This is a genomic window from Bradyrhizobium sp. 164 (assembly GCF_023073715.1).
Classification (GTDB): Bacteria; Pseudomonadota; Alphaproteobacteria; order Rhizobiales; family Xanthobacteraceae; genus Bradyrhizobium.
The window spans coordinates 1-26,924 of the sequence record NZ_JADPKA010000026.1; the positions used below are offsets into that span (position 1 = coordinate 1).

26 protein-coding genes and 1 pseudogene are annotated in these 26,924 nt (G+C 64.3%); 15 read left to right on the plus strand and 12 right to left on the minus strand.

All coding sequences use genetic code 11. The annotated features are described in order from the left end of the window. Positions 1–163: 163 nt before the first annotated feature. Positions 164–1,135, minus strand: coding sequence for a DUF2336 domain-containing protein (locus IVB01_RS08050; RefSeq protein WP_247275887.1), 972 nt, complete (start codon positions 1,133–1,135; stop codon positions 164–166). Between the two features lie 255 nt (positions 1,136–1,390). Between IVB01_RS08050 and IVB01_RS08055 the strand changes: the two genes are divergently transcribed. The 6 genes from IVB01_RS08055 to IVB01_RS08080 all read left to right on the plus strand — a co-directional run bounded on the left by IVB01_RS08055 (position 1,391) and on the right by IVB01_RS08080 (position 7,437). Continuing rightward, positions 1,391–1,579, plus strand: a complete 189-nt coding sequence (locus IVB01_RS08055) for a hypothetical protein (RefSeq protein ID WP_247275886.1) — start codon at positions 1,391–1,393, stop codon at positions 1,577–1,579. Positions 1,580–1,593: 14 nt separating this feature from the next. Then, the gene (locus IVB01_RS08060; protein ID WP_247275885.1) at positions 1,594–2,355 is read left to right on the plus strand and encodes a hypothetical protein; all 762 of its coding nucleotides are present in this window, start codon (positions 1,594–1,596) and stop codon (positions 2,353–2,355) included. 237 nt (positions 2,356–2,592) lie between these two features. Then, positions 2,593–6,006, plus strand: a complete 3,414-nt coding sequence (locus IVB01_RS08065; RefSeq protein ID WP_247275884.1) for a CHAT domain-containing protein — start codon at positions 2,593–2,595, stop codon at positions 6,004–6,006. Positions 6,007–6,047: 41 nt separating this feature from the next. Further along, on the plus strand, positions 6,048–6,476 hold the full coding sequence (locus IVB01_RS08070) for a hypothetical protein (protein WP_247275883.1): 429 nt from the start codon (positions 6,048–6,050) through the stop codon (positions 6,474–6,476). Next, positions 6,473–6,670 carry a hypothetical protein gene (locus IVB01_RS08075; protein WP_247275882.1) on the plus strand — a complete coding sequence of 66 codons (198 nt, stop codon included), beginning with the start codon at positions 6,473–6,475 and terminating at the stop codon, positions 6,668–6,670. The genes IVB01_RS08070 and IVB01_RS08075 overlap by 4 nt, the downstream gene beginning before the upstream one ends. A 2-nt stretch (positions 6,671–6,672) precedes the next feature. Then, positions 6,673–7,437 (plus strand): hypothetical protein, encoded by a 765-nt coding sequence (locus IVB01_RS08080; RefSeq protein ID WP_247275881.1) that lies wholly within the window; start codon positions 6,673–6,675, stop codon positions 7,435–7,437. A 42-nt stretch (positions 7,438–7,479) separates the two neighbouring features. Here the strand turns inward: IVB01_RS08080 and arsC are convergent, their stop codons facing one another. Further along, positions 7,480–7,881 carry an arsenate reductase (glutaredoxin) gene (arsC, locus tag IVB01_RS08085; protein ID WP_247275880.1) on the minus strand — a complete coding sequence of 134 codons (402 nt, stop codon included), beginning with the start codon at positions 7,879–7,881 and terminating at the stop codon, positions 7,480–7,482. Positions 7,882–8,100: 219 nt separating this feature from the next. Next, complete coding sequence (locus tag IVB01_RS08090; RefSeq protein WP_247275879.1) at positions 8,101–9,177, minus strand: Cj0069 family protein; 1,077 nt, start codon at positions 9,175–9,177, stop codon at positions 8,101–8,103. Positions 9,178–9,618: 441 nt separating this feature from the next. On the opposite strand from IVB01_RS08090, the gene IVB01_RS08095 reads away from it, so the two are divergent. The 7 genes from IVB01_RS08095 to IVB01_RS08125 all read left to right on the plus strand — a co-directional run bounded on the left by IVB01_RS08095 (position 9,619) and on the right by IVB01_RS08125 (position 14,063). Continuing rightward, on the plus strand, positions 9,619–9,849 hold the full coding sequence (locus IVB01_RS08095) for a hypothetical protein (protein ID WP_247275878.1): 231 nt from the start codon (positions 9,619–9,621) through the stop codon (positions 9,847–9,849). 39 nt (positions 9,850–9,888) lie between these two features. Next, positions 9,889–10,776, plus strand: coding sequence for a DUF1259 domain-containing protein (locus IVB01_RS08100; protein ID WP_247275877.1), 888 nt, complete (start codon positions 9,889–9,891; stop codon positions 10,774–10,776). Positions 10,777–11,154: 378 nt separating this feature from the next. Then, positions 11,155–11,358: a hypothetical protein gene (locus IVB01_RS08105; protein WP_247275876.1), complete on the plus strand. Its 204-nt coding sequence runs from the start codon at positions 11,155–11,157 to the stop codon at positions 11,356–11,358. A gap of 499 nt (positions 11,359–11,857) precedes the next feature. Then, positions 11,858–12,604, plus strand: a complete 747-nt coding sequence (locus tag IVB01_RS08110) for a sulfite exporter TauE/SafE family protein (RefSeq protein WP_247415461.1) — start codon at positions 11,858–11,860, stop codon at positions 12,602–12,604. 12 nt (positions 12,605–12,616) lie between these two features. Next, positions 12,617–12,787: a hypothetical protein gene (locus tag IVB01_RS08115; RefSeq protein ID WP_247275875.1), complete on the plus strand. Its 171-nt coding sequence runs from the start codon at positions 12,617–12,619 to the stop codon at positions 12,785–12,787. A gap of 153 nt (positions 12,788–12,940) precedes the next feature. Beyond that, complete coding sequence (locus IVB01_RS08120) at positions 12,941–13,534, plus strand: hypothetical protein (RefSeq protein ID WP_247275874.1); 594 nt, start codon at positions 12,941–12,943, stop codon at positions 13,532–13,534. Positions 13,535–13,562: 28 nt separating this feature from the next. Beyond that, positions 13,563–14,063, plus strand: a complete 501-nt coding sequence (locus tag IVB01_RS08125) for a heme-binding protein (protein ID WP_247275873.1) — start codon at positions 13,563–13,565, stop codon at positions 14,061–14,063. Between the two features lie 66 nt (positions 14,064–14,129). Here IVB01_RS08125 and IVB01_RS08130 read toward each other — a convergent pair whose 3' ends face one another. The 4 genes from IVB01_RS08130 to IVB01_RS08145 form a co-directional block, all read right to left on the minus strand. Further along, positions 14,130–14,534: a GFA family protein gene (locus IVB01_RS08130; RefSeq protein WP_247275872.1), complete on the minus strand. Its 405-nt coding sequence runs from the start codon at positions 14,532–14,534 to the stop codon at positions 14,130–14,132. 369 nt (positions 14,535–14,903) lie between these two features. Then, positions 14,904–15,488 carry a DUF1254 domain-containing protein gene (locus IVB01_RS08135; RefSeq protein ID WP_247275871.1) on the minus strand — a complete coding sequence of 195 codons (585 nt, stop codon included), beginning with the start codon at positions 15,486–15,488 and terminating at the stop codon, positions 14,904–14,906. Further along, positions 15,485–16,063: a DUF1214 domain-containing protein gene (locus IVB01_RS08140; RefSeq protein ID WP_247275870.1), complete on the minus strand. Its 579-nt coding sequence runs from the start codon at positions 16,061–16,063 to the stop codon at positions 15,485–15,487. The genes IVB01_RS08135 and IVB01_RS08140 overlap by 4 nt, the downstream gene beginning before the upstream one ends. Before the next feature lie 9 nt (positions 16,064–16,072). Beyond that, a complete protein-coding gene (locus IVB01_RS08145) occupies positions 16,073–18,349 on the minus strand; it encodes a PBP1A family penicillin-binding protein (RefSeq protein ID WP_247275869.1) in 2,277 nt (758 codons plus the stop codon). A 294-nt stretch (positions 18,350–18,643) separates the two neighbouring features. On the opposite strand from IVB01_RS08145, the gene IVB01_RS08150 reads away from it, so the two are divergent. Beyond that, positions 18,644–19,159 carry a YcgN family cysteine cluster protein gene (locus IVB01_RS08150; RefSeq protein WP_247275868.1) on the plus strand — a complete coding sequence of 172 codons (516 nt, stop codon included), beginning with the start codon at positions 18,644–18,646 and terminating at the stop codon, positions 19,157–19,159. A 155-nt stretch (positions 19,160–19,314) separates the two neighbouring features. Then, positions 19,315–20,898, plus strand: coding sequence for an MDR family MFS transporter (locus tag IVB01_RS08155; protein ID WP_247275867.1), 1,584 nt, complete (start codon positions 19,315–19,317; stop codon positions 20,896–20,898). Between the two features lie 14 nt (positions 20,899–20,912). Here IVB01_RS08155 and IVB01_RS08160 read toward each other — a convergent pair whose 3' ends face one another. From IVB01_RS08160 to IVB01_RS08180, 5 genes and pseudogenes are all read right to left on the minus strand, one after another. Continuing rightward, positions 20,913–23,411 (minus strand): GAF domain-containing protein, encoded by a 2,499-nt coding sequence (locus IVB01_RS08160; RefSeq protein ID WP_247275866.1) that lies wholly within the window; start codon positions 23,409–23,411, stop codon positions 20,913–20,915. 100 nt (positions 23,412–23,511) lie between these two features. Continuing rightward, positions 23,512–25,155: pseudogene (locus IVB01_RS08165) on the minus strand (thiamine pyrophosphate-requiring protein); the annotation flags it as partial. A 234-nt stretch (positions 25,156–25,389) separates the two neighbouring features. Then, entirely contained in the window at positions 25,390–25,623 is a 234-nt protein-coding gene (locus tag IVB01_RS35680) for a hypothetical protein (RefSeq protein ID WP_346015464.1), read from the minus strand. A 410-nt stretch (positions 25,624–26,033) separates the two neighbouring features. Continuing rightward, the gene (locus IVB01_RS08175; protein WP_247275863.1) at positions 26,034–26,198 is read right to left on the minus strand and encodes a Flp family type IVb pilin; all 165 of its coding nucleotides are present in this window, start codon (positions 26,196–26,198) and stop codon (positions 26,034–26,036) included. 458 nt (positions 26,199–26,656) lie between these two features. Further along, positions 26,657–26,893, minus strand: a complete 237-nt coding sequence (locus IVB01_RS08180; RefSeq protein ID WP_247275862.1) for a hypothetical protein — start codon at positions 26,891–26,893, stop codon at positions 26,657–26,659. Between the last annotated feature and the right edge of the window lie 31 nt (positions 26,894–26,924).

A 26,924-nucleotide genomic window follows, 5' to 3' on the forward strand; every position in this document is an offset into this window, starting at 1 on the left:
TGCAGATAGTTGCGCTCAATCGTCCGGTCATAGCTGTTGTCGCGCATCGGATCGTCCTCCGCTGGAGCGATCCAATCAGCGAATTAGTGAACATGCACAGCAATGACGAGCTTGGGGGCGTCGCGCGCGCGATATCCAATGCCGTTGGCTGTGAAGGCAAGCCTTACCGATCCGATCCGCCGGTGCGGGTGCGCACCGTCGGGCTCGTGCCCGGCTGCACGCCCGGCCGCGTCTGGCTTGCGCCTGTACGCGCGCGCTGGCGCTCGCCGTCATGCAGCGAAGACTGGTACTTTGCGCGGGTGACGGCGAGCGTCGAGCCGCGCCAGGCCGCCAGCATCACCAGCGCCGAGCGCTCGCCGAGCCGGTCATAGAGCCGCGACAGCCGGTACACGTCGTTCACAGAGGTCCCGATCTCCGGCTTGAAGAACAAGAGGATGCGCTGGAAGACCGGGCTCGGCATGTCGAGTGCGCGCGCGGCGACCGCGAGCGCTTCGCCGCCGGCATCGTCGACGATCTGGGCCGCGACGCGCGAGGGCAGGATCAGGCTGTCGCCGAGCTCGAGGGTGAAGTTCTCGATGTCACCCGCGATCGCCGCCATCTCCAGGATCTGGATCGCGCGCTTGGCGCGCACGGCCGGAATCCGCGGCGCCGCTTTGAGCGGGGTCTGCGCCAGATTGTGCAGGATCAGCGCGCGCTCGGAGGCGCCGGCGCGGAAGAACATGTCGTGGATCTCGGCGGCGTCCTTCGGCTGCATCGCCATGTTCGAGGCCAAGCGCTGCTCGGCCTCGGTGGGCGTGCGGACCGGGGCGGGTGCCGGCGGCTGCGGAATCTCTCGCGCCAGCGGAACCCTGCGGCCTTCCTGGGCGGCGACCAGTCCGAGCTTCTGGAGGATCGGGACCGGCGTCGATGGATAGACCGCGAGCCGCGCCTTGACGGCGGCGCGCGTCGCGTCGTCGACCTGGTCGATCAAACGTGTGGCGAGCTCGACGAATTGCCGCTGTTCGTCATCGCTGTGGACGCGCGTCTGGACATAGAGGTCGGTCAGCACGCGCAGCAGCGTCGGACGGATGTCGACGCCTTCGCGACGGGAGAGGGTCATCAGCCCGTCGAATCCGGGAAACAGCGACTTGGTCATTGAGGCGTACGCAACTCGGGAGAGACACTTGTCACGAGCCTATCGCAGGTTCTTTTAAAGTCTCGTTAAGGAAAACGAGGCGTGAAGCCGGCTCGGCAATTTATGGCATTGTCGTGCCGCAACGGGACGGCGCGGCACGGCCCGTGCGGTTACGGTCCGGAAAGCGCGTTTACATCCCGTTAACCATGAACTGATCTTAATGAATGCATGTTGCATGAGCGGTTTGGTCGCGCGGCAATTGATAGAGAGCTGGATATGGGGACGATCATCGAATTTCCGGCCGGTCGCCGGGCAGGCTCGTCGGGGGATGCCACACCGCGCACGGAAACGGGAATGGTTCTGATCCTCCCGGTGATCCGTATCGAGCGCGTGGCGGACGAAACCAGCGGCGATCGCGGGCCAGAGCAGGGCACAGCGCCGGGGCGCCGTCGTCGCCGCCGCTGACGTCCGGCTTTGCAATGCCGGACACCATTCGCCAGATCCGGCCTTTCGTATCGGCCGTCCTGCTCGCGCTGCTCGGCGCGACGCTCGGCGCCTGTAGCGGCGGCGATTTCGGCCGCACCCGCGCCGACATGCGCAGCGACGACATGCATCGCTGGCTGGGTGCGGAGGTCACCTCCAGCGTCGGCCTGAAGCCCTCGCAATTCCAGCTCACCGACGAAGAACGCCAGCTTCGCGACCTCGCCTATCCCATGATCGAGCCGCCGTTATCGCGCCCCGCCTGGAAGACCGTGTTCGGCGACTACAAGCCGCTGCCATCGCCCTGGCGGCAGAAGATCGTGTTCGACCGCACCATGTACGGGCGCACGCTGATCGACGAGCCGCACCGCTCGCATTCCTCGCGCTATGCGCAGCTGATCGAGGACGTGCGCAACGACATCACACGCTTCGAGCCGTTCTTCGCCAGCGCCATCCGCGTCATCGATCTCGACAGGAAGCGCGATGCCAGCATGGCGCGCGTCTCCGCGCTCTCGCCGAGGGAGAAGGACGACGCGGTCGCGCGCATGCAGGAGAACTCGCTGATCGTGCAGTGGGTGCAGCAATGCCTCGAGCAGCGGGTTTCATCCTACCGCTGGGCGCTGGAGCGGCTGGTGATCCAGGCCCCCGACGGCATGGCCGCCGACGCCGACCGCCTGATCGGCGAGCTCGCCGCCCAGACCGCCAACCCGCCGGTCGCAGCGCAGCCGCCCTACGGCCGCGCGCTCGTCTCGAAGGGCTGACGTACAAGCTCGCCGCATAAACTCGCTGCCTGTCGAGCGCGGCCATCTTACCTCGCGGCCAATCGGCGCGACGAGGTTGAGCCGCCTGTCGTGCGCGATCCTAGGCACCTTATGCCGGCGGTAGCCCGCTAACGCTCTTGTGGCATCGGGAACCGCATTGATTGTGCTTGTCCTTCCGGGCCGTCTGGATAGGATTATCTCGTTTCTTCAAGTCATTTTACCCAAAGGTCCTTCAAGATGAGCTTAGACGCCACGCGTCCGTTCAAGAGCCGTCTGGACGTTTCACCACACCACCTGCTGGCACTTGCCATTCTGCTTGGATCGACAGGCTCCGCAGCCGCGCTGACCAAGGAGGCGGCGATCGAGAATTGCCGGATGACCGTCGGCAGACCGATCGTGCAGGGGTGCATGCGTGCAGGCGGAGGCCCCGCCGGGGGCGCCAATCTGGAAGCTTGTCGCGCCAAGGCCACGCCTCAGGTCCGGGCCTGCGTGCAAGCGGCGCTGAATGCCGCCAATGGCCGCGCCAATGTCGCAGTCGAGCTTCCGAAGGAAGCGGCGCCCAAGCTCGAGCAAGGCGCTGCGCTTCCGAAGGACTTCGTTGCGCCGCCGCGCAGCATCGCCGACATCACGGCGATCCTCGACGGCGACAAGCCCGACGAGAAGATGATCGCCGAATTGAAGTCGGATGCCGATGCCGCACCGAGCGGGAAGGAATCCCGTCAGGATCTGGCGCAGTTCTATTTCGATCGCGCCAACGCGCGCGCGCAGCTCGGCCGGCTCGGCGAAGCCATCGCCGACGCCGACAAGGCCGTGGAGGTTGGGCGCGGCGCCGTCAGTCCTCATTTGCTGGGGCGGATGTTGCAGCTCCAGTCCCTGCAGCACGCTCTTGCAGGCGATCCGAAACGCTCGCTTGAGATCATGCAAAGGCTCCTGCGCGAATCGGCCAGCATGCCGGGCGCCAGGGGAATGCAGTTCAATACGAACCGCGCGATCGCATCCGTCCTCATTCAGATGGGAGACGTCGCGCAGGCGGAGGCCTATCTTCGCCGCACCCAGACCGCGATACAGGAGGCCCGCACCAGCGGTCATCCCAATTGGCGATCCGCCTATGCTCGATTTGGCCAGAGCTGGGAGGGCGAGCTGGAGATCGCTCGCGCCTTGATCTTCGAGGCACGCGGACAGTTTGCCGAAGCCGAGGCTGCCTATCGCACGGCAGAGCTTCGCAAGCGCGCAAGCACGAAGGCCGTCATGGAATCGGACAATCCACCGGCCGAGACCCTTCTGCTGCAGGCGATCGACGGGACCGTGTTGAACCAGGCGCGCATGAAGGCGAAGCAGGGCAGGCTCGCCGAGGCCGAGGTGGACGCGCGCCGCGCGCTGCTCTCGCGCCTGAAGGATACCGGCAAGTACAATCCCGTGACGCCGCGTTTCGTGATGGCGCTGGCGGGCATTCTGGTCGATCAGGGCCGTTACGAGGAGGCGGAGAAGCTCGGCCGTGTTGCCCTCGACATCAACAAGACCGTGGGTGTGCCGGAGGATTCGCACGCGACGGTGCAGCTGCTGTCGCAGCTTGCCGGCATCTTGACGCTTCGGCGCAACAACGCCGAAGCAAGCGCGATGTTTGCTCGGATCGACAAGGCTGTGGCCGGCTGGGAGCCGCAGCGCCGCCAGGTGTTCGAGCTCAATCCGGCCCGGATCCTGTCGCTCTATGGTTCCGGGCAGCTCGACGCAGGCATTGCCGCCGCCGAGCAGCTCGTGAAGAAGCAGATCGCCCGGGTCGGCGAAAATCATTTCGACGCGGCTTCGGCGCGTGGCACGCTGGCGGTCGGATTGATGCGCGCTCGGCGCGATGCCGATGCCATCAGGGAGTTCAAGGCCGCCATTCCGGTCATGATGGCGAGCGCCAACGAAAATGCCGATGACGAGAACACGACCGTGGTGGCTGCGCGGAGTCAGCGGCTGCAGACCATCGTCGAGAGCTATCTGCTGCTGCTCGGCAGGGCGGAAGGAGCCGGCAAGGAGGTCGGCGAAGAGACGTTCAGCCTCGCTGACGCCGTCCGTGGTCGCTCGGTGCAGCAGGCGCTGGCGGCGTCGAGCGCGCGTGCGGCGGCAAAGGATCCCGCCCTCGCCGAGCTCGTGCGCAAGGAGCAGGACCTGACCAAGCAGGTCAATGCCCAGCTCGGCACGCTCAACAACGTGCTCGCGCTTCCCTCGGCGGAGCGCGACGAGAAGGGCGTTGCGCAAATCCAGGCCTCGATCGCCGCCTTGCGCGGCCAGCGCGACAAGGCACGCCAGGAGATCAAGCAGAAGTTCCCGACTTACGCCGATCTCGTCTCGCCCAAGCCGCCGAGCGTTGCCGAGATTCGTGCGACGCTGGCCGACAGCGAGGCCATGCTGTCGTTCTATTTCGGCCAGAACGGCAGCTTCGTCTGGGCCGTGCCGAAGTCGGGGCCGGTGGCGTTCGCGGCCGTCCAGGCCAGGATCGGCGACATCGAAACGAAGATCCGCAAGCTGCGCGAAGCGCTCGAGCCGCAGGCCGCGATGATCTCGGACATTCCGCCCTTCGATCTCAAGCTCGGCCATGAACTTTACGAGCTGCTGCTCAAGCCGGTCGAGAGCGGCTGGAAGCCGGCCAGGAACCTGATCGTCGTGACCAATGGCGCGCTGGGACTGTTGCCGCTGGCGTTGTTGCCGACGGCACCGGCAGAGGTGGCTGCGGATGAGGACCCGCTCTTCATCGGTTATCGCAACGTGCCGTGGCTGGCGCGAACCCATGCCGTATCGACGGTGCCGTCGGCGGCGGCGTTGCGCACATTGCGGCAGCTGCCGCCGGGCAAGCCCGGCCGCGGCGACCTCGTGGCCTTCGGGGATCCCTATTTCAACAGCGATCAGCAGGCCGAGGCGGAAGGCGGGCAGAAGATTCAGGTCGCCGACGCCAGCGGCAACGTCACGCGCGGCGGGCCGCTGAAGCGACGCAACAGTCCCAAGCTCGAGGGCGTCGACAGCGCCGAGCTCGGTCTGTTGCCTCGTCTGCCCGATACCGCGGACGAGCTCAAATCGATCGCGCTGGCGCTGCAGGCGGACCCCTCGAAGGTGCTGTTCCTTGGCAAGAGCGCGACCGAGAGCGCCGTGAAGACGATGAATCTGTCCGGCTTCAGAATCCTGGCCTTTGCCACCCATGGTCTGGTCCCGGGCGAGCTGAACGGATTGACGCAACCGGCGCTCGCGTTGTCGTCACCGGCGGTGACGGGCGAGGGCGGCGACGGGCTCTTGACCATGGAGGAGATCCTCGGTCTCAAGCTGGACGCGGACTGGGTCGTCCTGTCAGCCTGTAACACCGGCGCCGGCGCTGGCGCAGGGGCCGAGGCGGCATCCGGGCTCGGGCGCGCGTTCTTCTATGCCGGAACGCGGGCGCTGCTGGTGACGAACTGGTCGGTGCATTCGCAGTCGGCACGGCAACTGGTGACAGACTTGTTCAAGCGGCAGGCCGAAGATCCCAAGCTGTCGCGCAGCGAGGCGCTGCGCCAGGCGACGATGGCTCTCATCGATGGTCCCGGCTATCTCAACAGCGAGGGCAAGACCGAGTTCGCCTATGCGCATCCGCTGTTCTGGGCGCCGTACACCATCATCGGCGATGGCGGCTTGCGTTGACCAACCGGGGAAGGGGTGCACGGACAATGAAGCGGAATGTCTTGCTGGGCCTCATGGCCGCAGGTTTGCTGTTCTCCGGACCAACGCGCGCCACGCCATTGATTACGGAAGAGGAAGCGAAGCTGCCGCCGCCGAAGGGCGCGGTTGCCGTCGATCAGCGCGGCATCATGCGCGGCCCCAAAGTCGAGTTCGTCTCGCCGGGCGACTCGGCGAGTTCACCTCTGCGACTGGTATTGAAGTTTCAGTCTTATGGCGGCGCAAAGATTGATCCGGACTCGGTCAGGGTGATCTTCCTCCGGACGCCGAATGTCGACTTGACTCCGCGGGTCAAGCCCTTCGTCCAGCCCGACGGCATCAACATGCAGGATGCGGAACTGCCGCCGGGCGAATACACGGTGCGCGTCGATATCAAGGACAGTGATGGTCGGCCCGGCACGACCATCTTTACGCTGAAGGTCGCACCCAAGTGACGTGCCCCTACTGCCAGTCCGGAACTGCAGAGGGTGCGCTGGTTTGTGCGTCCTGCGGGCGCGACATCGCCGTTCCCGCCACGCTGATCGCCGAGCGTGACGATCTCCTGCGCAAGCGCGAGGAGCTGCGTGATGAACTGCGGAAGGCCAGAGACGAGGTCGAGGCCATTATGAGGCGAAGGAAGTCGCGCTAGCGATGGAATGTCCGTTTTGCGCCGAGACGATCAAGGACGAAGCCATCGCGTGCAAGCATTGCTCGCGGGACTTGCGCGTCGTGCGGCCGACGCTTGTCGAGATTGACGAGATCGTTGCCGATCTGGACAAGATCAGGCGCGATCTCGATCGTGTCAATGTCCGCCTCGAGCGCTACAACAATCCGCTGCGCTATTACGGAACGCATGCGGTGCTCTATATTGCCATTCCGTCCCTGCTGCTGGTGATCGCGCATGTGCTCGTGACCATCACCTTCAACGTGTCCCCGATCCCGCTTCGGATCGCATCGATCGCCATACCGCTGCTGTTCGGTTTCGTGGCCTATCCACTGCATCGGGTCTTCGCCCTGACGGCATTTGTGCTGGGGTTCCTGGCGGCTTGCGTCAGCATCTTCGCGATGCTGACGGTGACCGGGATCCACGATCACGTCCCGATCCTGCCGACGATCTGGATCGAGTGGCGGGAAGTGTTCGAATATGGCGCGAGCATCCTGCTGGCCTTCGTCTCCGGCAATATCTTGAGCGTCGTGATCTTCCAGGTCTTGCCGCGTGTGCTGTCGCACGGGGGCAAACCGAACGCGTTCGCCTTCCGCGTGGCGCGCCTGCTGGGACAACATGTCGGCGAGGAACAACTGCGCCGCCGTGCCCGCTTGATCCAGGACCTCATGCAGACAGCCGGGCCGCTGGCCGGTGTCGCCGCAACCGCGGTCGGCTCGATCTACGCCGGCTTGAAGGGGCTGCTTGGATAGCGTTGCGAACGGTGCGGGGCGGCCGGCGAGAGCAGCACCTGCCTATCGCGATTCCACCACCTCGCCGTCCTCCTTCACGAACCGGCCAACGGGATTCTCCAGGAGATCGATGACGGCTTCCGAGGGACGGCACAGTCGTGTGCCTTTTGGGGTCACCACGATCGGACGGTTGATCAGGATGGGATGCGCGAGCATCTGGTCGATCAGCTCGTCATCGGACCATTTTGGGTCATCGAGGCCGAGGTCGTGAAAGGGCGTGCCTTTCTCCCGCAGCAGCGCGCGAGCGGAGATCCCCAAGCCTTTGATGAGCTCGACCAGCGTTTCGCGGGATGGCGGCGTCTTCAGATATTCGATGACGACAGGTTCGACGCCGCTCTGCCGGATCATCGCAAGCGTGTTGCGCGAGGTGCCGCAAGCCGGGTTATGATAGATCGTGACGGTCATCGGGTTGCCTCCGCAGCAGGGATTGGGCTGGCCGTGCGAGTGTCCGAGCAGCCAATTCATCAGCAGCATATCTGCAAACGCGCCACAAGGCTCCGCAAGGATGAAGCGGGGCGGGTCAGCGGGGCGAAAGGCCGCAAAGGTGTTTGCCAGGGTCGCGCGACCGCCACGGCCGGATGGCGGACGAGGTCGGCGCACGCTTATTGGTCCCGACAGTTTCTGTCAGCCGCAGCGCACCTCCTGAGCGCGCAGCAAGCGGTGCCTGACTGTTCGCGCGATCGCTGCCGGCGCCTCCTCGGGGATGGCAAAGCAGGAACTCGCGTTGATCTCGCACAGAACGTATGTGTCGGCCCCTGACGCATCGCGTGGCCCGTACAGGAAGTCCGCATCCCAGATCACCGGCAGCGAAGATTCATCGATGCCGAGCGTCTCCATCATCTGCGGGGTCCATTCGTGCTCCATGGCCCTTCGCAACGACTGGAACGGCGGCGCATCAGGCCCGTGCATGATTCGCGGTCCCGGTTGCGCCTCAGCAGCATCCGGGCCTCCCTGCGGCGGCGGGATCAAGCCCTTGATCAATTGATGCCCAAAGCCTGCGACCCTGGCGCCGCTCATGTAGCAGCGGATCATCCCCTCGGGCAGACGAGGTTGGAATGCCTGGTCGATGATGCAGCCACCCCAGCCGAAATATTGCTCGCAGCGCGCGATGAGGGCATCGAGCTGGGTGTCCTCAGGCAGGCTGCCACGTTGGGCATGGAGCACCCGGACCATGGCGTCCGTGTTCGGAAGTGCTTCGACCTTCCAAACGCCCTGGCCACCATTGCCGCGATTTTGCTTCAGCACGCGCGGGCCGCTTGCCCGCAGGCGCGATGGAAATTCGGCGCGAAAGGCCGCCACGGTATCATAGCGGTGCGTGTCGGTGCCCCAGCCCAGGTGACGCGTCCGGTAGAGCACCTCTTTGACGCCCATCTTCAGGATCACGTCGGGATGTGCGCTCACCCATGTACCTTGCGCTGCAACGTCGCGCAGCAGGTCGTCGAGCTCGGCGCGGGTTTTGCCTTGATGGATCGGATCGATCCAGACGAGCACGCCGTCGGCGGCGAGCAACTGGTCGCGCACCGCATCGGCGAAGCTTTCGTCGTAGATCACCGGTTGGGCTTCGATGCCGATAGCGGCGAGTGCTTCGAAGACGCGAACGAAGCGGCTGTTTTGCGCCGTCGCCTCCCGGCGCGCGGCAGCATCGCCGCGCGAGAGAATGGCTACGGTGTTGCGGGAAGTGGGGTGTTCCTCGGTGTCCATGCGCAAGCTCCACGAATTGCGTGCTGCGCAGAGCTTGGACCGGAGTCTCACGGGGAGTCTGCTTCATCCCCACGCGGGCAATCTACGTGAGATGGTTCGCATGTTTCAAGACCCAGGTTCGGCCGGTTCCGTCGGAACGTTGAACATTTCTTGACCGGTCGCGGGCATGCGCGCGTTGACAGCTCGTCCGTCGAGGCTTTTACTCGCTGCAACGGGGACATGCGATCTCCCCGTGAGGCGACATGCCCAAGCATCGCGTCCTGATCACCAAGGGCGCCGCATGTCATGATTACCCGATCTCATCCGAACAATTCTTGGTTCATCGTGCGCACGCCGAAGCGCATCGATGGCCGCATCGTGTTGCGTCTCCCGGGTTCATCCGGGCGCCACGTCGCAAGCCGATCTAACCTGGGGCAGGGATTTCACCTGGAGAGAAAGACCATGTGTACACGCATCCTTCATGCCGCCCTGTTTCTCGCGTTCGCGTCAGGGCTGTCGAGCGCACACGCTCTGACACAGGAGGAATTCATCGCCAAAATCCAGGCTGCCGGCTATTCGCAGGTCAGCGACGTCAAGTCGACCGCCGAGGGCACGACCGCAAAGGCCGTCAAGAACGGCAAGCAAGTGCGGCTCGTCGTCGACAGTGGCGGCCAGATCAAGGAGCAGAAGTGAGGCACTGGCGGACGAAATCCAGATTGAGGGAGCAGTTCAATGAGAAAGACAATCCCGGTTCTGATGCTCATCGGCACCTGCTTCATGGTGGCGGCTCACGCCCAGAATGTCGACTGGCAGAAGGTTGATGAGACGCTGGGCCGCAAGCCCACTGTTACGGACGATGTCCATCGCTACGGCTTTCCTCGCACCGATCTCACGGTGACGCTCGACGGCGTGACCATCAAGCCGGCGCTGGCGCTTGGCGGTTGGGTCGCGTTCAAGCCGGCGCATGGCGGCGCCATGGTCATGGGCGACCTCGTGCTGCTCGAGACCGAGGTCAATCCCGTCATGGCGAAGATGATCGCGAGCGGTCTCGAGATCACCGCCGTACACAATCATCTGCTTCGCGCGAGCCCGGCCACATTCTACATGCACATCGCCGGACACGGAGATCCAGTCAAACTGGCCTCGGCCATCCATGATGGGCTTGCCGAAAGCAAGACGCCGCTGACGGCCGCGGCGCCAGGGAACGCGCCGCCTGCCATCGAGCTCGACACGGCCAAGCTCGACCAGATCATCGGCGTCAAGGGGCAGGGCAATGGCGGCGTCTATCAGTTCAACGTGAAGCGGCGCGACCCGATCACGGAGGACGGCATGCCGCTGACTCCGGTCGGCGCTATGGGCGTTGCGATCGCCATCAACTTTCAGCCGACCGGCGGCGGCAAGGCGGCCATCACAGGCGATTTCGTCCTGACCGGCGACGAGGTGAACCCGGTCCTCGCGGCGCTGCGGACGCATGGCATCGAGGTGACGGCGCTGCACAGCCACATGCTGGACGAGCAGCCGCGGCTCTTCTTCATGCATTTCTGGGCCAACGACGATGCCGTCAAACTTGCAGAGGGCTTGCGGGCGGCGCTCGACAAGACGGCCAGCACGAAGAGCTGACGCCCGGGAGGGAGCTGCGCACGATGATGTTCGTCGGGCCAGTCGCGTGCTTGACCGAGTCCAAGTCATCCGAAGCGCTGGTCCAATGCATGGGCGTGGAGCAAGGCACTTGTCGTGCCTTGCCCCGCCGTGCAGCGCCAAGCGCTGCGATCCTTTCTGAACTCATGTGCGGACCGGTTGTTACCGTTCATCGAACAGAGGAGGAAACCATGCGCGTTCTTGCGATGATAACGGCAGTTCTGCTGTCCTGCGCTGTCGGCCCCTTACTTGCCGCCGAAATGGAGAAGGTCCCGACGCAGTCGGGTCCGGCCGCCGTTCCAGTGCAACCGGATCAAACGCCCGGGCAGGCCGAGCAGGCCCGCGAGCAGGACAGAAAGGATGCTGAAGACGTTCAGATTGGCCGTGATTGGAAAGCGCAAGGCGGCAGCGAAGGCGAACGCGCGGGTCGAGCTGACTCATCCGGGCAGGAGCATCAAACCGTGGGCCGAGATTGGCGAGCTCATCCTGACGATCGTGAACGGCGGTGAATCGACAGCCAACCTCCGGACGCTCGCAAGCGCTGGTTGTCTACGAGTCAGTTGAAATATCCATCCGCTGGTCAGAGCGGAGTGCGGAGGGCATTTGACAAATCCGCCTGCTGCGCAATAGTTGCGGGTACGGGGAAGCGATCTCCCCGTGAGGCGACATGCCCAAGAATCGCGTCCCTTTTTCGATAAGGACGCTGCATGTCTGCCGTTTGCCTATCCATCTCCAAACCCTTCTATTCCTCTCGCGTCAGGACCTCGCGGTCGGCCGGTCGCCGCGCGATCGCAGGCTCGTCAATCAGTGGGCGTCGGGTCACTGACAGCCTGCCGGCGGAACGCCGATTCTGGCGCTCAACATGTACGAGCACCTGTCACGTCGATTATGGCGCCAAGGCCAGCAGCTATGTGCTCGCCGGCATCTTGCAGCATATCGCGAGGACGGGAGGTAAGCGGGAGAAGCGTCTGACATAACACCTGATGATTTCGGGGGTACCGCGAGCTCCCCGTGAGATGGATTCCCATCCAAGCGCTCGCCACCTCGTTCCGGGGACGGTCATATGGATGTTCTTGTCTTCACTGTCTTTGCTCTTGCCGCCCTCGTCGGCGGTTTCGTCAGCGGCTTCTCGGGCTTTGCGATGGGTCTGGTGGTTTCCGGCGTCTGGCTGCACATCATCACGCCGATACAGACCGCCACTCTGATCGCTGGATACGGTCTGCTCACCCAGGGTTACGGCATGTACAAGCTGCGACATGTGGTGGATCTGCGCAAGGCATGGCCGCTCGCGCTAGGAACCGTCATCGGCATTCCGATCGGCGTTGGAATTCTCGCCTATCTCGATCCCGTCTATCTGAGGTTCGGCGTCGGATTATTGTTGCTGGTCTACTCGATATATGGCCTCACAAGGCCGGTGTTCGCGCCGATGAAGATCGGGACCGGCGCCGATATCGCGATCGGCATCTCAAACGGGATGCTTGGCGGGCTGACAGGACTCGGCGGCGTCATCTCCACGATATCGTGCCAGTGGCGAGGTTGGCCGAAGGATGTGCAGCGGGCCGTCTTTCAGCCGGTGCTGTTCGTCGCCTTCGTGGTCATCTCTCTGTCCCAGGCGGCGGCCGGCACGATCACCAAGGAAACACTGATGCTGTACGTACTCGGCGTTCCCTTCATGGTCGCCGGCCTTTGGTCCGGATTCAAGCTGTTCGGAATGATCGACGACGAGACCTTTCGCAAGTCTGTGCTGGCATTGCTGCTGATCGCCGGGCTCTCGCTGATCGCGTCGACACTGCCGTTTTCCTCCCGCTGACCATGAGGCTTCATGCCACTGAAGAGCTTGGGCTTCATCCCGGTCCCGAATGGCCTGAACAGCGATTTCGATGACGCCGCCTTCGATCCGAAGACGCGCGGCGTCTTCATTGCGCACACGGCGCCCGACTGCCTGGAGGTGATCGCCTTCTGGTATTCTCCGGCGAACGATGACTGCAGATGAGCCGAGGCAAGCCGCACGCCGATCCGATGGACCGAAAAGTTGATGATAGGAAAATTGATGATAGGCACCGCCACAAACTTTTCGTTGCGACCTTCCGCATGGGCGTGGCTTGCTCTTGCATCCATGCTGATTTGGTTATTGGGAGGGAACGCCATGGCCGAGACCCTGAATTTTGACAACGTTCCGGCCGGAATGCCGCCGGAAGGATGGACTTTAACGAAGACCGGTCAGGGAGAATCGAAATGGACCGTCGAGGCCGAGCCCACAGCGCCAAGCAAGCCGAACGTCCTCAAGCAATCCGGACGGGCGACTTTTCCGGTCGCCATCAAGAGTGGTACCACCATCCGCGACGGTTTTGTTGAAGTGAAGTTCAAGGCGGTTACCGGGTCCGAAGATCGCGCCGCGGGAATCATCTGGCGCGCCAAGGATGCCGACAATTACTACGTCGTGCGGGCCAACGCACTGGAGGACAATGTCGTGCTTTACAAGACAATCAACGGCATTCGAACGTCACTGGAGATTGTCGGTCGCAAGGGCGGATATGGCGTCCGCACACCGGTGGCGTCCGGGCAATGGCACGCGTTGCGTTGCGACTTCGCGGGACATCGATTCAAGGTGACCTTTGATGGAAAGCCGTTATTCGAGGTGGAGGACGCCACGATTACGAATGCCGGGATGATCGGCCTGTGGACCAAGGCGGATAGCGTGACCCTGTTCGATGATCTGGCATATGGTGAGGTCAAATAGCATCTGCCCAACCTCGCCGGAGTTAGCCATGAACGCTCGATGTCTGTCGGTCGCGACCGCCCTGCTGATCGCGTGCATCAGTCCAATGGAGGCGGAAGAAGCCCTCGTTGCCTACAAATCGCTTAGTCCGGAGCTGGCGCTCGATCTCGCGCGTGCCGCGTTGGATAGCTGCCGCGCCCGTGGCTACCAGGTTGCCGTCGCTGTCGTCGATCGCTCCGGTCTAACGCAAGTGATGCTGCGCGACCGCTTTGCAGGTCCTCACACGCCAATAACGGCATCCGGCAAAGCGTGGACAGCTGCGTCGTTCAAGACCAGTACGACCGATCTGAATGCGATCAGCCAACCCGGCATGATGCAGGCGGGCATTCGAAATCTTCCCGGAACAGTCATCATCGGAGGCGGGCTGATCGTCGAAGCAGGCGGCTCTCTGGTCGGAGCGGTCGGCGTATCCGGCGCTCCGGGCGGCGACGCGGACGAAGCGTGCGCGAAAGCCGGGATCGAAGCCATACGCGACAAGTTGGAGTTTTGAGGCGCGGATCAAGCTCGCGGCTGGAATGCCTTAAACGTTGGCGCGAAGCCGGATCGACGCCTGTCGCTAGGGCTGCGGAGGAAAGCGATCGAACGTCGGCAGCTCGTGTGCACGCTCCATCCAGCGCAGACGCTCGGCGACCTGGATGTGCATCGTGGCCGGCACGGCATCGGGATCATCGTAGGTCGCACTCTGGACGTCGATGATCCCAGGCATGTTGGCGTTGACGTAGAACAGGCCAGTTCCGCAGTCACCGCAGAAGCGCCGCCGAGCATGTTCCGAAGACCGGTACACCTTGGGCTCGCCCTTGGTCACCTTGACCGCATCCTCCGCATACATCGTCCAGCCGACGAGCGGAGCGCCGGCGTGAAGCCGGCAATCGCGGCAGTGGCACAGCGCGTGCACGATTGCTTCCCCCTCGATTTGATAACGGATTGCGCCGCAGTGACAGCCGCCGGTGATGGTGCTCATGCGTTTCTCCCGCTTAACGCAAGTTTTTCAGATCGATAGCGCTGGAAACGTGCTGCTTCAACGGGCGCAATCGATTTTCGATTGCGTCCTACTGTCGCCTGACATCTCCCGCCATCGCGGCTGCGGTCAGATTACTGGGGAGCAATTGTCGGCCGCGCGGTTCCGCACGCGCAACGGCCGATCCCTCGATGATGGCATTGTGCCGGTGTTTTGCCCGACGTGTCAAAAGGACGTTTGGCCCGAGCCCAGCGCCTCGCGGCCGCTATGGAGGAAATGCCGACATGAAAACGGTCTTGACTTCAGTAGCTTGGCTACTGTGCATGGGGTTGTTTTCGCAGTTTTGTTGCTGCGCTGCCGAAGCGGCGCGCTTCAGCGCCGGCTGCGCGGCGCTTCGGCTTTGGCCGGCGGCTCGGTCTGGGGGGCGCAGGTCGCGGCCGCGAGCGAGCCTTGCGCCTGCGGCATCAGGCCGGGCTCGGGGGCGAGCGCCTTCATCACGATCAGCCCGGTGGTAGCAGGGGAATCGATGATCAGGCGGTCGGCCGCGGTGACCTCCTCGTCCTCGGGCAGCTCGTTGTGCTGCGCCTCCGTCATCAGGTCGAGCTCGATCACCTTGCGGCCCGCGGAGCGGTCGTTGATGGCGTAATAGGCGATCTCGTTACGGGTGTAGAACGACACCGAGGTGTAGGCCGGGCTCACCGGCACGGTCAGCTTGATCGGCCCGCCCGACAGATCGTAGCGGCAGATCGCGAGCGCAAAGGCCGGATCCATGAACGGCATCGGTGAGGTCTGCGGATCGGCGAGGGGAAGCTGGGTGACGGCGTTCACCTTCGTCATCGGCGTCAGCCGCGAATAGGCGTCCTGCGTCGCGATCCGCGGCAGCGCCAGCACGCTGACGAGATGGACCACGAGACCTAGAATGATGCCGGCAACGATGGTGAACAACAGGCGGATCATAAGCAGCCCACCGTCGTGATCTGCGGCATCGGCGCATCGCGCTGGGTGCGAGTGGCGACGCCGACGGGGGTATCGTAGAGGCGCAGCATCAAGGCGTAGCGCTCGATGCCGCCGGTCGGCAGCCAATTGCCGGCGCGCGAGCGCGAAGCGATGCGGATCTCGAACGAGCCGTCGGACTGGCGCACGATCTCCTGGCTGGTGAAGCCGTAGCGCTGCAGCGAATTGGCGACGAGGTGGCCCTTGCGGTCGTACAGCGTCAGCGTCCAGAACCGCGCCGGCGGTGTCACGCCGGAGACGATCACGTCGCAGCGGCCGTCGAGCGCCTTCTTCTTGTCGTCGGTGGTCGCGGTGAAGGCGACGCCGTCGCCGGTGCCGATCGGCAATTCGCCGTTGCGCACAATAGTGGCGCGCGAATAGGGATCGACGTCGGCGGTGCCGGTGCGCGGGCGCGCGGTCCAGGCGCCGATGGTCAGCGCGCCGATCTCGGTGCCGCGCGTCGTCGTCATCCAGGTGGCGCCGACGCCGACCACCGTCGCGAGCAGAAGGGCCGTCAATGTGATCAGGATCAGCCGCACGGGTTTCGATCAGTTCTTGCGCGGGGCGGAGGCGTTGGCGTTCTCTTCCGCATAGTTCTGCGGGAAGGCGAGCGCACTCGTCGACGAGGCCGGCTTGGTGTCGGCGGCCGATTTGTTCGCCGTCTTGGCCGCATCATCCAGCAGCTTCTCGACGCGCACCAGAACGTCGGCGCCGCGCTTGGTCAGCACGGGCGGCGGACCGGGCTTGGTCTCCAGCACCTTCGGCGCCGCATTGGCCTGCGCGTTGCTGACATGCTGCGGCGGCAGCTTCTGACCCATGCCGATGCCGGCGATCTCCCGCACCTCGACGCCCTGATGCGCCGCGACCATGATGTCGTGCCAGGTCTGCGCCGGCAGCGAGCCGCCGGTCATGCGGTTGGTGGGCGAGTAGTCGTCGTTGCCGTACCACACCGCGCAGGTGAAATTGCCGGTGTAGCCGACAAACCAGGCGTCGCGATACGCGTTGGTGGTGCCGGTCTTGCCCGCGGTCGGAATGCCGTCCAGCGCAGCGCGGCGCGCGGTGCCTTCGCTGACGACGTGGCTCATCATGCCCGCCATGTCGGCCGCAACGGAGGCGGGGATCGCCTGGCGCGGCTTCGGACCGTCACGGTCCCAGCGCCAGACGAGGTCGCCGGCGCCGGTACGCACCTCCAGTACCGAATGCGGCGTCACCGCCTTGCCCCGGTTCGGGAACGTCGCATAGGCGACGGCATGCTCGAGCACCGTGACTTCGTCCGAGCCGATCGGCAGCGACGGCGTATCGGGCAGCGGCGCCTTGATGCCGAAACGGCGGGCGACCTCGACGATCTTGGCGCGGCCGACCTTGGCCGGGTTCGGCGCCTTCGGCTGATCCCGCCGGCCGATCTCGATCGACAGCTTCACCGGCACGACGTTGATCGAGCGCGTGATCGCCTGGGTCAGCGTCACCGAGCCGGAATAGGAATGGCCATAATTCTGCGGGCACCAGTTGCCGATGCAGACGGGGCCGTCGACCACGACCGAGTTCGGCGTGTAGCCATTCAGCAGGGCGGTGGTGTAGACGTAGGGCTTGAACGAGGAGCCGGGCTGGCGATAGGCGTCGGTGGCGCGGTTGAACTGGCTGGCGCCGTAGTCGCGGCCGCCGACCATAGCGCGGATGCCGCCGTCGAGATCGGCGACGACGGTCGCCGCTTGTGTCGCGTGATAATCGCGGCCGAACTGGCGCAGCTGGTTCTCGATCGCGTCCTCGGCGGCCTTCTGCACATTGGTGTCGATCGCAAGGCGTACCACGAAGACACGCTCGGTGTAGGACTTCGGGAAGGTGTCGACGAGCTTGCGCATCTCGTCGAAGGCGTAGTCGAGATAATAGTTCGGCGACGCTTCGTCGCGGCGGTCGACCGCGAAGGCCGGATTGCGGCGGGCGCCGAACACCTGGCCCTCAGTCATGAAACCGGCATCGACGAGGTTGTCGAGCACGACGTTGGCGCGGGCGCGGGCGGCGGGCAGGTTGATGTGCGGGGCGTATTTGGTCGGCGCCTTGAACAGGCCGGCGAGCATCGCCGCTTCCGCCAGCGTCACGTCGCGCGCCGACTTGTTGAAGTAGAAATGCGCGGCGCCATCGACGCCAAAGGTGCCGCCGCCCATATAGGCGCGGTCGAGATAAAGCTTGAGGATCTCGTTCTTGCTCAGGCGCCATTCCAGCCAGATCGCGAGGAAGGCCTCATTGACCTTGCGCTCGATGGTGCGCTCGTTGCTCAGGAACAGGTTCTTGGCGAGCTGCTGGGTGATCGAGGAACCGCCCTGGCGAACGCCGCCGGCCTGGGCATTGGTGACGAGAGCGCGCGCGGTGCCGGCGACGTCGATGCCGAAATGGTCGTAGAAGCGGCGGTCCTCGGTCGCCAGCGTCGCCTTGATCAGCACGTCCGGAAAGTCTTCCAGCGGGATCGAGTCGTTGTGCTTGATGCCGCGGCTGCCGATCGGGTTGCCGTAGCGGTCGAGGAAACTCACCGCGAGGTCGGACTTCTTCAGCCAGTCCTCGTCCGCGGTCTCGCGGAAGGCGGGGATGGCGAGCGTGAGCATCACGACCAGGCCGCCGAGGCCGACGGTGGCGGCTTCCGACAGCGGCTCGATGAACACCCAGCGCTTCCACCGCCCGACATAGAACCGGTCCATGAAGGTCGAGTAGCGCTCGTAGAGCTCGCGGATGCCCTTGGCCGAGGAGAATAGCGAGGAGTCGATGCGCGCATCGAGATCCAGGAGGAAATTCCGGATCTTCTGCTTCCAATGCGGTGGTATGATCTGGCGCACCTAGAACCCTTGCGGCTTGCTTCGAAAGCGTTCAAGCACCCGGCCGGGGCGGCATCGAGACGTCTTGCGGGAATGTTGCGGCAAACCCAAGGCGCCCGGTTCGCGTCCTTTGGGGACTTGCTGTTCGTTCTAGCCGAGCAGGGCCCATAAACCAATGGCCACGCTCGCGATTTTGAACAACAGGCCTAATTGACCCCGGGTCATTACGGGCCTCAAAGGGCCTCTGCTTGCACCTGCACAGCCGCACGCCGTAGATGACATCGCCGTAGCTCTTTCGAACTCTTGTTGAGGCGCATGACCGCAGCTCCCAAACGACCTTCCGGCCAGGAAGGATTCTTCTGGAAAACCAAGACGTTGGAAGAGATGTCTCAGGATGAATGGGAAAGCCTCTGCGACGGCTGCGGGCGCTGCTGCCTGAACAAGCTCGAGGACGAGGACACCGGCGAGATCTATTTCACCCATATCGGCTGCAAGCTGCTCGATGGGGCGAGCTGCGCCTGCAAGGACTACCCGAATCGCTCCGACAAGGTTCCGGACTGCGTCCGCCTCACCCCGGCCAATGTCCGCATCCTGAACTGGCTGCCGCCGAGCTGCGCCTACAAGCTAGTTGCCGAGGGGCGCGACCTCTATTGGTGGCATCCGCTGGTGTCAGGCGATCCCAATACCGTGCATGAGGCCGGCGTCTCCGTACGTGGCCGGGTCGAGGGCAGCGAGGAGGAGATCCCGGACGAGGATCTCGAGGACCACATCGTGCAATGGCCGGCCGCGCTGCCGAAACGAGCCCGCCTGAAGCGACGGCCGAAGAACTGACTGCCGCAGACTCCGGATCACGGGTTCGGGATGACCCGGCGGCGGGATGCACCCATGCGCCCCGGTGCCTGCCCGGGAAGGATTTTGCTGTCTACATTGGGCTGCATAGAACGAATCCTTCGCGGCGTTGCGCCGCCACACGACGTCCGAGCGAGATGAACAAGTTCGACCGGCAGAGCAGTTCTGCCGACATCCAGGCGTTGCCTGACGACATTGCCGAAGAGCTGTCCCGCCTTCCGAGCGAAGTCATCAGCGTCGATGACGCGCCATCCGTCGCCCCGCCAGTGCCGCTGTCACAGGACGAGGTCCGCACCATCGTCATCAGCCTAATGGTGACGATGTTCCTGGCCGCGCTCGACCAGACCATCGTGGCGACCGCGCTGCCGACCATCGGACGCCAGTTCCAGGACGTCTCCAGCCTGTCCTGGGTGATTACGGCCTATCTGCTCGCCTCGACCGCGGTCGCGCCGGTGTTCGGCACGCTCAGCGACATCTACGGCCGCAAGGCCATGATCATCACTTCGCTCAGCCTGTTCGTCGCGGGCTCGGTGCTGTGCGCGATCGCGCCGAACATGCCGATGCTGATTCTGGCGCGCGGTCTTCAGGGCCTCGGCGGCGGCGGCATCATGCCGGTGGTGCAGACAGTGATCTCTGACGTCGTCTCACCGCGCGAGCGCGGCCAATACCAAGCCTATTTCTCCAGCGTCTGGATGGTCGGCGGCATCCTCGGCCCGGTCATCGGCGGCGTGTTCGCCGAGCATCTGCACTGGTCGATGATCTTCTGGATCAACCTGCCGCTGGCAGCCGCCGCGATCGCGCTGCTGCTGCCGAGGATGAAAAAGATCCCGGTGTTCCACCGCAAGCGAAAGGTGGATTGGCTCGGCGGCGTGTTGCTGATGGCGTCCGCCGTCGTGTTCATGCTGGTGCTGACCTGGGGCGGCACGCGCTATGCCTGGCTGTCGCCGGCCGTGCTTGCGATGCTGGGTGGCGCCGTCGCGCTCGTCGTGACCTTTGTCTGGCACGCGCGGCGTGCGGACGAGCCGTTCCTGCCGCTGCCGCTGCTCGGTGGGACTGTCGCGCCGTTCGCCCTGACGGCCGGCGGTTGCGGTCTCGGCGCGATCACGGGCCTCACCGTGCAACTGCCGCTTTATTACGAGCAGGTCTATCATCTCACCGCCAGCGAGGCCGGGCTTGCGCTGATTCCGCTCGCGGCGGTTTCGACCTGCGGCGCGGCGATTGCCGGCCGCACCATGGCGCGCGCCAAGCACTACAAGCGCGTCGCCATCATCGGCACGTCCTGGGCTGCGCTGTGCGGCCTTGGCCTCACACTCACGACCTTGCCGCTATGGGGCCTCCTCACGCTGATGGCCGCGTTCGCGCTCGGTCTCGGCACGACCTTCCCGGTGTGCGTGGTCTCGCTGCAGAACTCGGTCGCGCGTCCGCAAGTCGGCACCATCACCGGCGCAATGAATTTCTTCCGCTCGCTGATGTCCTCGTTCACGGTCGCGGCGTTCGCGGCGATCCTGCTGATCGCGCTCGGCACCGACGTTCCGCTCGCGGGCGAGCATCACGCCGCAGGCAGCGTCGCAATCCCCGCCGACGAGATGCGGCACGCCTTCCGTTACGTGTTCGGCGCCGCCACCGCGCTGATGACCATCGCCGCGCTCTGCCTGATTGCGATGGAGGAGCGGCCGCTCGCCGGGCCCGCCACCGCGCAGCCGGTCGAGATGGCGGAGTAGGGAATCGCAGCCAGTTAGGCGCGGCTTCGCTCCGGAAAGCTGCTCTTCCGCGGCAGCAGGATCGTGAACTCCGTGAATGCGCCGGGCTCCGTCGTGACGTCGATGGTGCCGCCGTGCTGCTTCACCACGATGTCGTGGCTCATCGACAGCCCGAGGCCGGTGCCTTCGCCGGCTGGCTTGGTGGTGAAGAACGGATTGAACATCTTCTCCCTGACCTCGTCCGCAATGCCGGTGCCATTGTCGCGGATGCGGATCTCGATGCTGTCGCCGCGGTCGCGCGTCGCAGCGATCACCACCGGATCGTAATCGGCTGCGCCCTCGGCCTTGCGCTTGGTGACCGCGTGGAAGCCGTTCGAGATCAGGTTCAGCAGCACCCGGGTGATCTCCTGCGGAAACACTTCGGCTTGCCCGGCCGCGGGATCCAGTTCGCGCTTCAGCGTCACGTCGAATCCCGGCTTCTCGGCGCGTGCGCCGTGATAGGCGAGGTTGAGGCTCTCCTCGACCAGCGCGTTGATGTCGCTCAGCCCATGGTCGCCGCCGCCTTCTCGCGAATGCAGCAGCATGTTCTTGACGATGGAATCGGCACGTCGTCCGTGCTGCACAACCTTTTGCAGATTGCCCTTCAGAAGCCCCGTCAGCTCGTCGACCTCCGCGCGGATGTCGTCTGCGAGCATGACAGGCGCAAGCACCTCGTTCAGCTCGTCCGTCAGCTCGGCGGAGAGAGAAGCAAAATTGTTGACGAAGTTGAGCGGGTTCTTGATCTCATGGGCGATGCCGGCGGTGAGCTGGCCCAGCGATGCAAGCTTCTCGGTCTGGATCAGCCGGTCTTGCGCGGCGCGTAAGTCGTCGAGCGATTTTGCTAGCTCGCGGGTACGGTCCTGCACCTCGTTGAACAGGCGCGTGTTCTCGACCGCGATGACGGCCTGATCGGCAAAGGTCTTGAGCAGATTGATCGCCTTCTCCGGAAAATGACCGGGCTCCCGCCGCGTCACCGCGATGGTGCCGATCGCGATGCCGTCGCGCAGCATCGGCACCACGAGGATGCTGCGATAGCCCCGCGTCCGCGCCAACTCCTTCATGGCCTCGGTGAGATCGGGTTCGCTCTGCATGTCGCTGCGGAAGGCATATTGTCCGCTTCTTGCCACCCGGCTGTGAATGCCTGACGCCGACAGCGGCGTCGGGAAGGAGCTGAGCAAGTCTGCGTTGCCGGCCTCAACGTCCGTGGTGAAGGCTGCCAGATGCAGCATGCCGTCGACGACGCGTGTGACGGTGGAGGAGTGCCCGCCGATCAGCGCCTTGGCGCTGTCGGAGATGGCCTGAAACACCGGCGTCACGTCGGCAGGCGAGGCCGCGATCACCTTGAGGATGTCGGCAGTCGCGGTCTGACGTTCCAGCGCTTCCCTGGTGGCGTTGAACAGGCTCACATTCTTGATCGCGATCACCGCCTGGTCGGCGAAGGTCTGTAGCAGCCGCACGTGATGCTCGGCGAAGCGGCCGGTCGCCCGGCGCGTGGCGATGATGATGCCGATGGCTTCGCCCTCGCTCATCAACGGCGTGAACAGCATGCTGCGATAGCCGCGGGCGCGCGCGATGTCGCGCGCGGCCGGCTCGAGCTCGGTGTCGGGCAGTTGCGCCGCGGCGCCATTGGCCACGAGCGGGTATGGCGGGAACTGCGCAAAGGGCACCGGAAAGGAATTCTGGAGCACACGATCCCCGGCCGGATCGGTCGGGGTGAATGCCGCAAGGTGCGCGGCGCCGTCGATGTAGCGCAGTACCGCCGTGGAGAAGCCGCCGATCAGGCGATTGGCATTGGCGGCGATGGCCTCGAACACCGGCTGCACGTCGGATGGCGAGGCGGCCATCACCTTGAGGATGTCGGCGGTTGCGGTCTGGCGCTCCAGCGCCTCGCGCGTCTCGTTGAACAGCCGTGCATTCTCGATCGCGATCACGGCCTGGTCGGCAAAGGTCTGGAGCAGCTGCACGAGATCGGGCGCGAACGCGCCAGGCTCGGCGCGCGTGACGCTGATCATGCCGACCGGGGCGCCCCGGTTCATCAGCGGCATGAACAGCACGCTGCGGAAGCCGCGCAGCCGCGCCAGCCTTCGGTTCAGCTCCGGGACGTCGGCAGCCTCGCTGTCGGGAAACTGGATCGTCTCGCCATCGCGCACGAGGGCAAACGTTGGGAAGTCCGCGATCTTGCGCGGGAACGACGCCTTGAGCCCTTCGTCCGCCGCCGGACTGGTCGGCGTGAACGCCACGAGGTGCAGCTCGTCGCCGATGAACTGAAGTACGGTGGCGGAGAAGCCGTCGAGCAGGCGTTTCGAACTGGACGCGATCGCCGCGAAGACCGGCCGGGCGTCGGAGGGCGAGGCTGCGATGGTACGAAAGATCTCGGCGCTGGCGTTCTGGCGATCCCGCGCGACCGCAAGCTCGCCGCGCAGCCGTGCATTCTCGGTTGCGGCCGACTGCAATCGCTGTTCGAGTTCTTCGATTTCGTTGGAAGGGACGGTCATTCCTAATCCGGCTTGATGCCGCGACAAGCGCGGCACCGGGCCGGATTATCACATCTTCTGCGGCCGGAGCCAACGCCCCGCCGCTGAAGCCCGGCCGGGCTCACGTGCCCGGCCGCGACACCTCCGTTTCCTTGCTGGTGATGAACTCCAGCAGCACTGGTATCCCTTCCCGCGTTTTCTGGATCCCGCGCTTGATCGCGGGCACGATGTCCTCCGGCCTCAACACACGCTCGCCATAGCCGCCGAAGGCGCGCGCCATCGCGGCGTAGTCACCGGAAATGTCGGTCGAGCGATATTTCTCGGTCGAGACCGGCATCACCTTCAATTCGATCGCCATCGAGAAATTGTTGAGCAGGATCGACATGATCGGGATGCGCTCGCGCACCGCGGTCTCGAAATCCATGCCCGTAAAGCCAATGGCCGCATCGCCCCAGACATTGATACAGAGCTTGTCCGGCTTCGCGAGCTTGGCGCCCATCGCGAGCCCAAGCCCATAGCCGAGCTGCGTCGTCTTGCCCCAGCCGAGATAGCTGAGAGGCTCGACCGATTTCCAGAATGGCGAGAGCTGGTCGCGCGGGCTGCCGGCATCATGCGTGATGATGGTGTTGTGGATGTCGACGGTGTGCTGCAGGTCCCAGAGTACCCGATACGGGCTGAGTGGCGCATCGTTGCTGGTGAGTTTCGGCATCCATTTCGCCAGCCACTGCTCGTGTGAGGCCGCAATCTCCGCCGCGACCACGGAGGCATCACGATCGGACGTAACCGACCTGCCGATCTCCTCCAGCAGTGCATCGAGCACGAGGCCGGCGTCGCCGACGAGGCCGATCCTGGCTTCCACATCCTTGTTGAGATGGTTCGGGTCGAGCGTGGAGTGGATGACGGTCTTGCCCTTCGGCATCGCGATGCCGAAATTGGTCTCGGTGAAGGAGCAGCCGACGCCGAAGATGACGTCGGCTTCAGCCAGAAACTTCGGGACCGCGCGCGGCACCGCGAGCCCGCCCGAACCGAGCGAGAGCGGATGTGTTTCCGGAAAGGACGACTTGCCGCCAAGACTGGTGGTGACGGGGATAGCCAGCCGTTCGGCCAGCCGTCTCAGTTGCGGCCACGCCTGCGCGTAATGCACGCCCTGGCCGGCATAGATCACCGGCCGTTTTGCGTTCACGAGCAGGCTGGCTGCTTCCTTCACGTGAACAGGATCGGCGCCGTAGCGCGTGCGCAGCACCGGCGTGTAGTCGAGCGGCTCCGGCACCTCCTCGTTCCACATGTCGGCCGGTATCTCGACGATCACAGGCCCGCCGCGGCCGTTCTTCAGCTTGGTGAAGGCGCGGCGGAAGATGTTGGCGACCTCGGCCGCGAGGTTGATCGGCTCGGAGGATTTCGCAAATGGCTTCATCGCCTCGCTGGAATTGAAGTTCGGCTCGATATGCGTAAGCCTGCGCGGATAGCCCATCGGCAGCACCAGCACGGGAACGGACTCGCCGAAACACTGCGCAACGCCGCCCATCGCGTTCTCCGCGCCCGGCCCATGCTGCATGCAGAACGCGCCGATGCTGCGCCCCGATGACACCCGCGAGATCGCGTCCGCCATGTGGATGCCGACGCGCTCCTGCCGCACCATCACGGGCCGGATCTCGGCTTTCGCCGCATGCTCGATCAGATGGTTGACCGGATAGCCGCAGAGGATCTCGATGCCCTCACGCCGCATGATTTCCGCGATTGCGGTGCCGAGTTTCATGGCGTCTCTCTCCTGAGGCTTGGCCGGTTGGCCCGGCTGATTGGAGGAGAGAGGATCAGGAAATTGGGTGAGGGTAAAGCGCGAGCAGACGGTAGTCGCGGTAGGTCAGCCATGCGGTGTGCTGCGGTAGCCCGGCTGGCGTGCAGTCCGGAAAACTGCATCCGCGGAGCCACTCCCGGTGTTCAAGCGGGCTGCAATCTTGCCAGCCACTCAGCCGTTTTTGCCAACGGCCGAGAAACTTCCCTATTTGCAATTCTTGCAAATCGTCAGCTTTCGCTTCAACGCCTCATCGTCCTGATCAATCGATGATTGCCCCGCGAGGCCATTTGTCTCCAGATTGGAACTGGAGCCCTTTGCTGCACGTGACCTCACGGGCGGCGTCACCTGACTTTGGGTGTCATGGTCGTCGGCGGCGCCTATGCTGAAGCCATCGTAATCGGCGGCCGGATTCGGCACCTGCGGCGCACCGCCGATCACGGGGGGCGAAGCTTCTCTGCCGGATGGCGCCGGCGGAATTCTGGAGTTTGTTGCGCTCCCGCGTGGCGGCGATGTATTGGGGGGAGCAAGCGAAACCGGTGGCGCGGCCGAACTCTGTCCTCTGGCGCTGTCGCCCGAGCAGACGCCGACCAACATAAGACTGAGAGCCAAGAGCGCCACGCTTCTCATCCGCATCCTTCAAGCAGCTCTGGTTCATCCATTGACGGCATGGCTCGTCGAGCCATGTCGTGCCGAAGGATATCAGGACTTGCATGGCCGTCAAAGCGCGGCGCTGCGAAGCGTCGCTGCGCTCGGAATGACGAGATGGGGAAGGCATGCTCCGGCAAGGCGCCGCGAGCCATGCTGAAGTCAGTGCCCGGGAAGTCCGCCGCCTCGGGCGACGGCGGCCGTTACTTCATCGACGAACTGATCGAGTTGAACTTGTTGTTGAGGAGCTGGCTGCCCGTGTTGTTCACGACGGTCACGATGGCCAATGCAATGCCGGCGGCGATCAAGCCGTATTCGATGGCCGTGGCGCCAGTCTCATCGGCAAGGAAAGACCTAAGCAAACTCATTGCCAACTCCTCTTCATCCGATCCAATGTATGGCCGCGTCGTTTTCGAACTCGTCAATCGATCGAATAGATTTTCTTCGCGCCAAAACAATTAAACCCAGGCGAGCGCGCCACTGCTTCATACGTTGACATTCATTAAATTAAAGTTCCCTCATCCCATCCAAATGCGCGCAATTCGGCGCACTCTCAGTGGCAGCCGCAGCGTCCGCTAGGACGGCCTCGTTGTGCCGGCAGGCGGCGTTTCAGCACGGCGGCGAGGGGGCCGACAAAGTCCCATCGTGCCCGGCTGCGACTGCGCCGTGTGCGCGGCCCAGTGCTCAACTTCGTCTCCCGCAGGAATATCCTGGTTCACGCGCAGAGCGCCGCAAATCGGAAAACGAGGGTCTCGCTTAGCGGATTATTGAGCCTGTTCGTCAAGAGGTCGGCAAGCATGCCAACCGAAGGTGGCGACCATCGCTCTCATGCGCGCCGGCCGTCCGCATTCAGCGCCCGCAACATGGCGATGCGGGCAAACATCACCCAGCCGCCGCCGGTCTCGGCCGCATTGATCAAGGTTTCGATGGCAGTCTGCCAGTGCGCCTCGTGCTGCGCGTCGTCCGGCAGCTGCATGATGTAGTCCGCCGCCTCCTGAAGCGTGAGCAAGTTGCGCTTGTTGCTCACACGAACTGGATCGTCGAACGCCGTCGACCAGGGCATGTCAGTCCGGCCGACCGGCGAGGGGGGACAT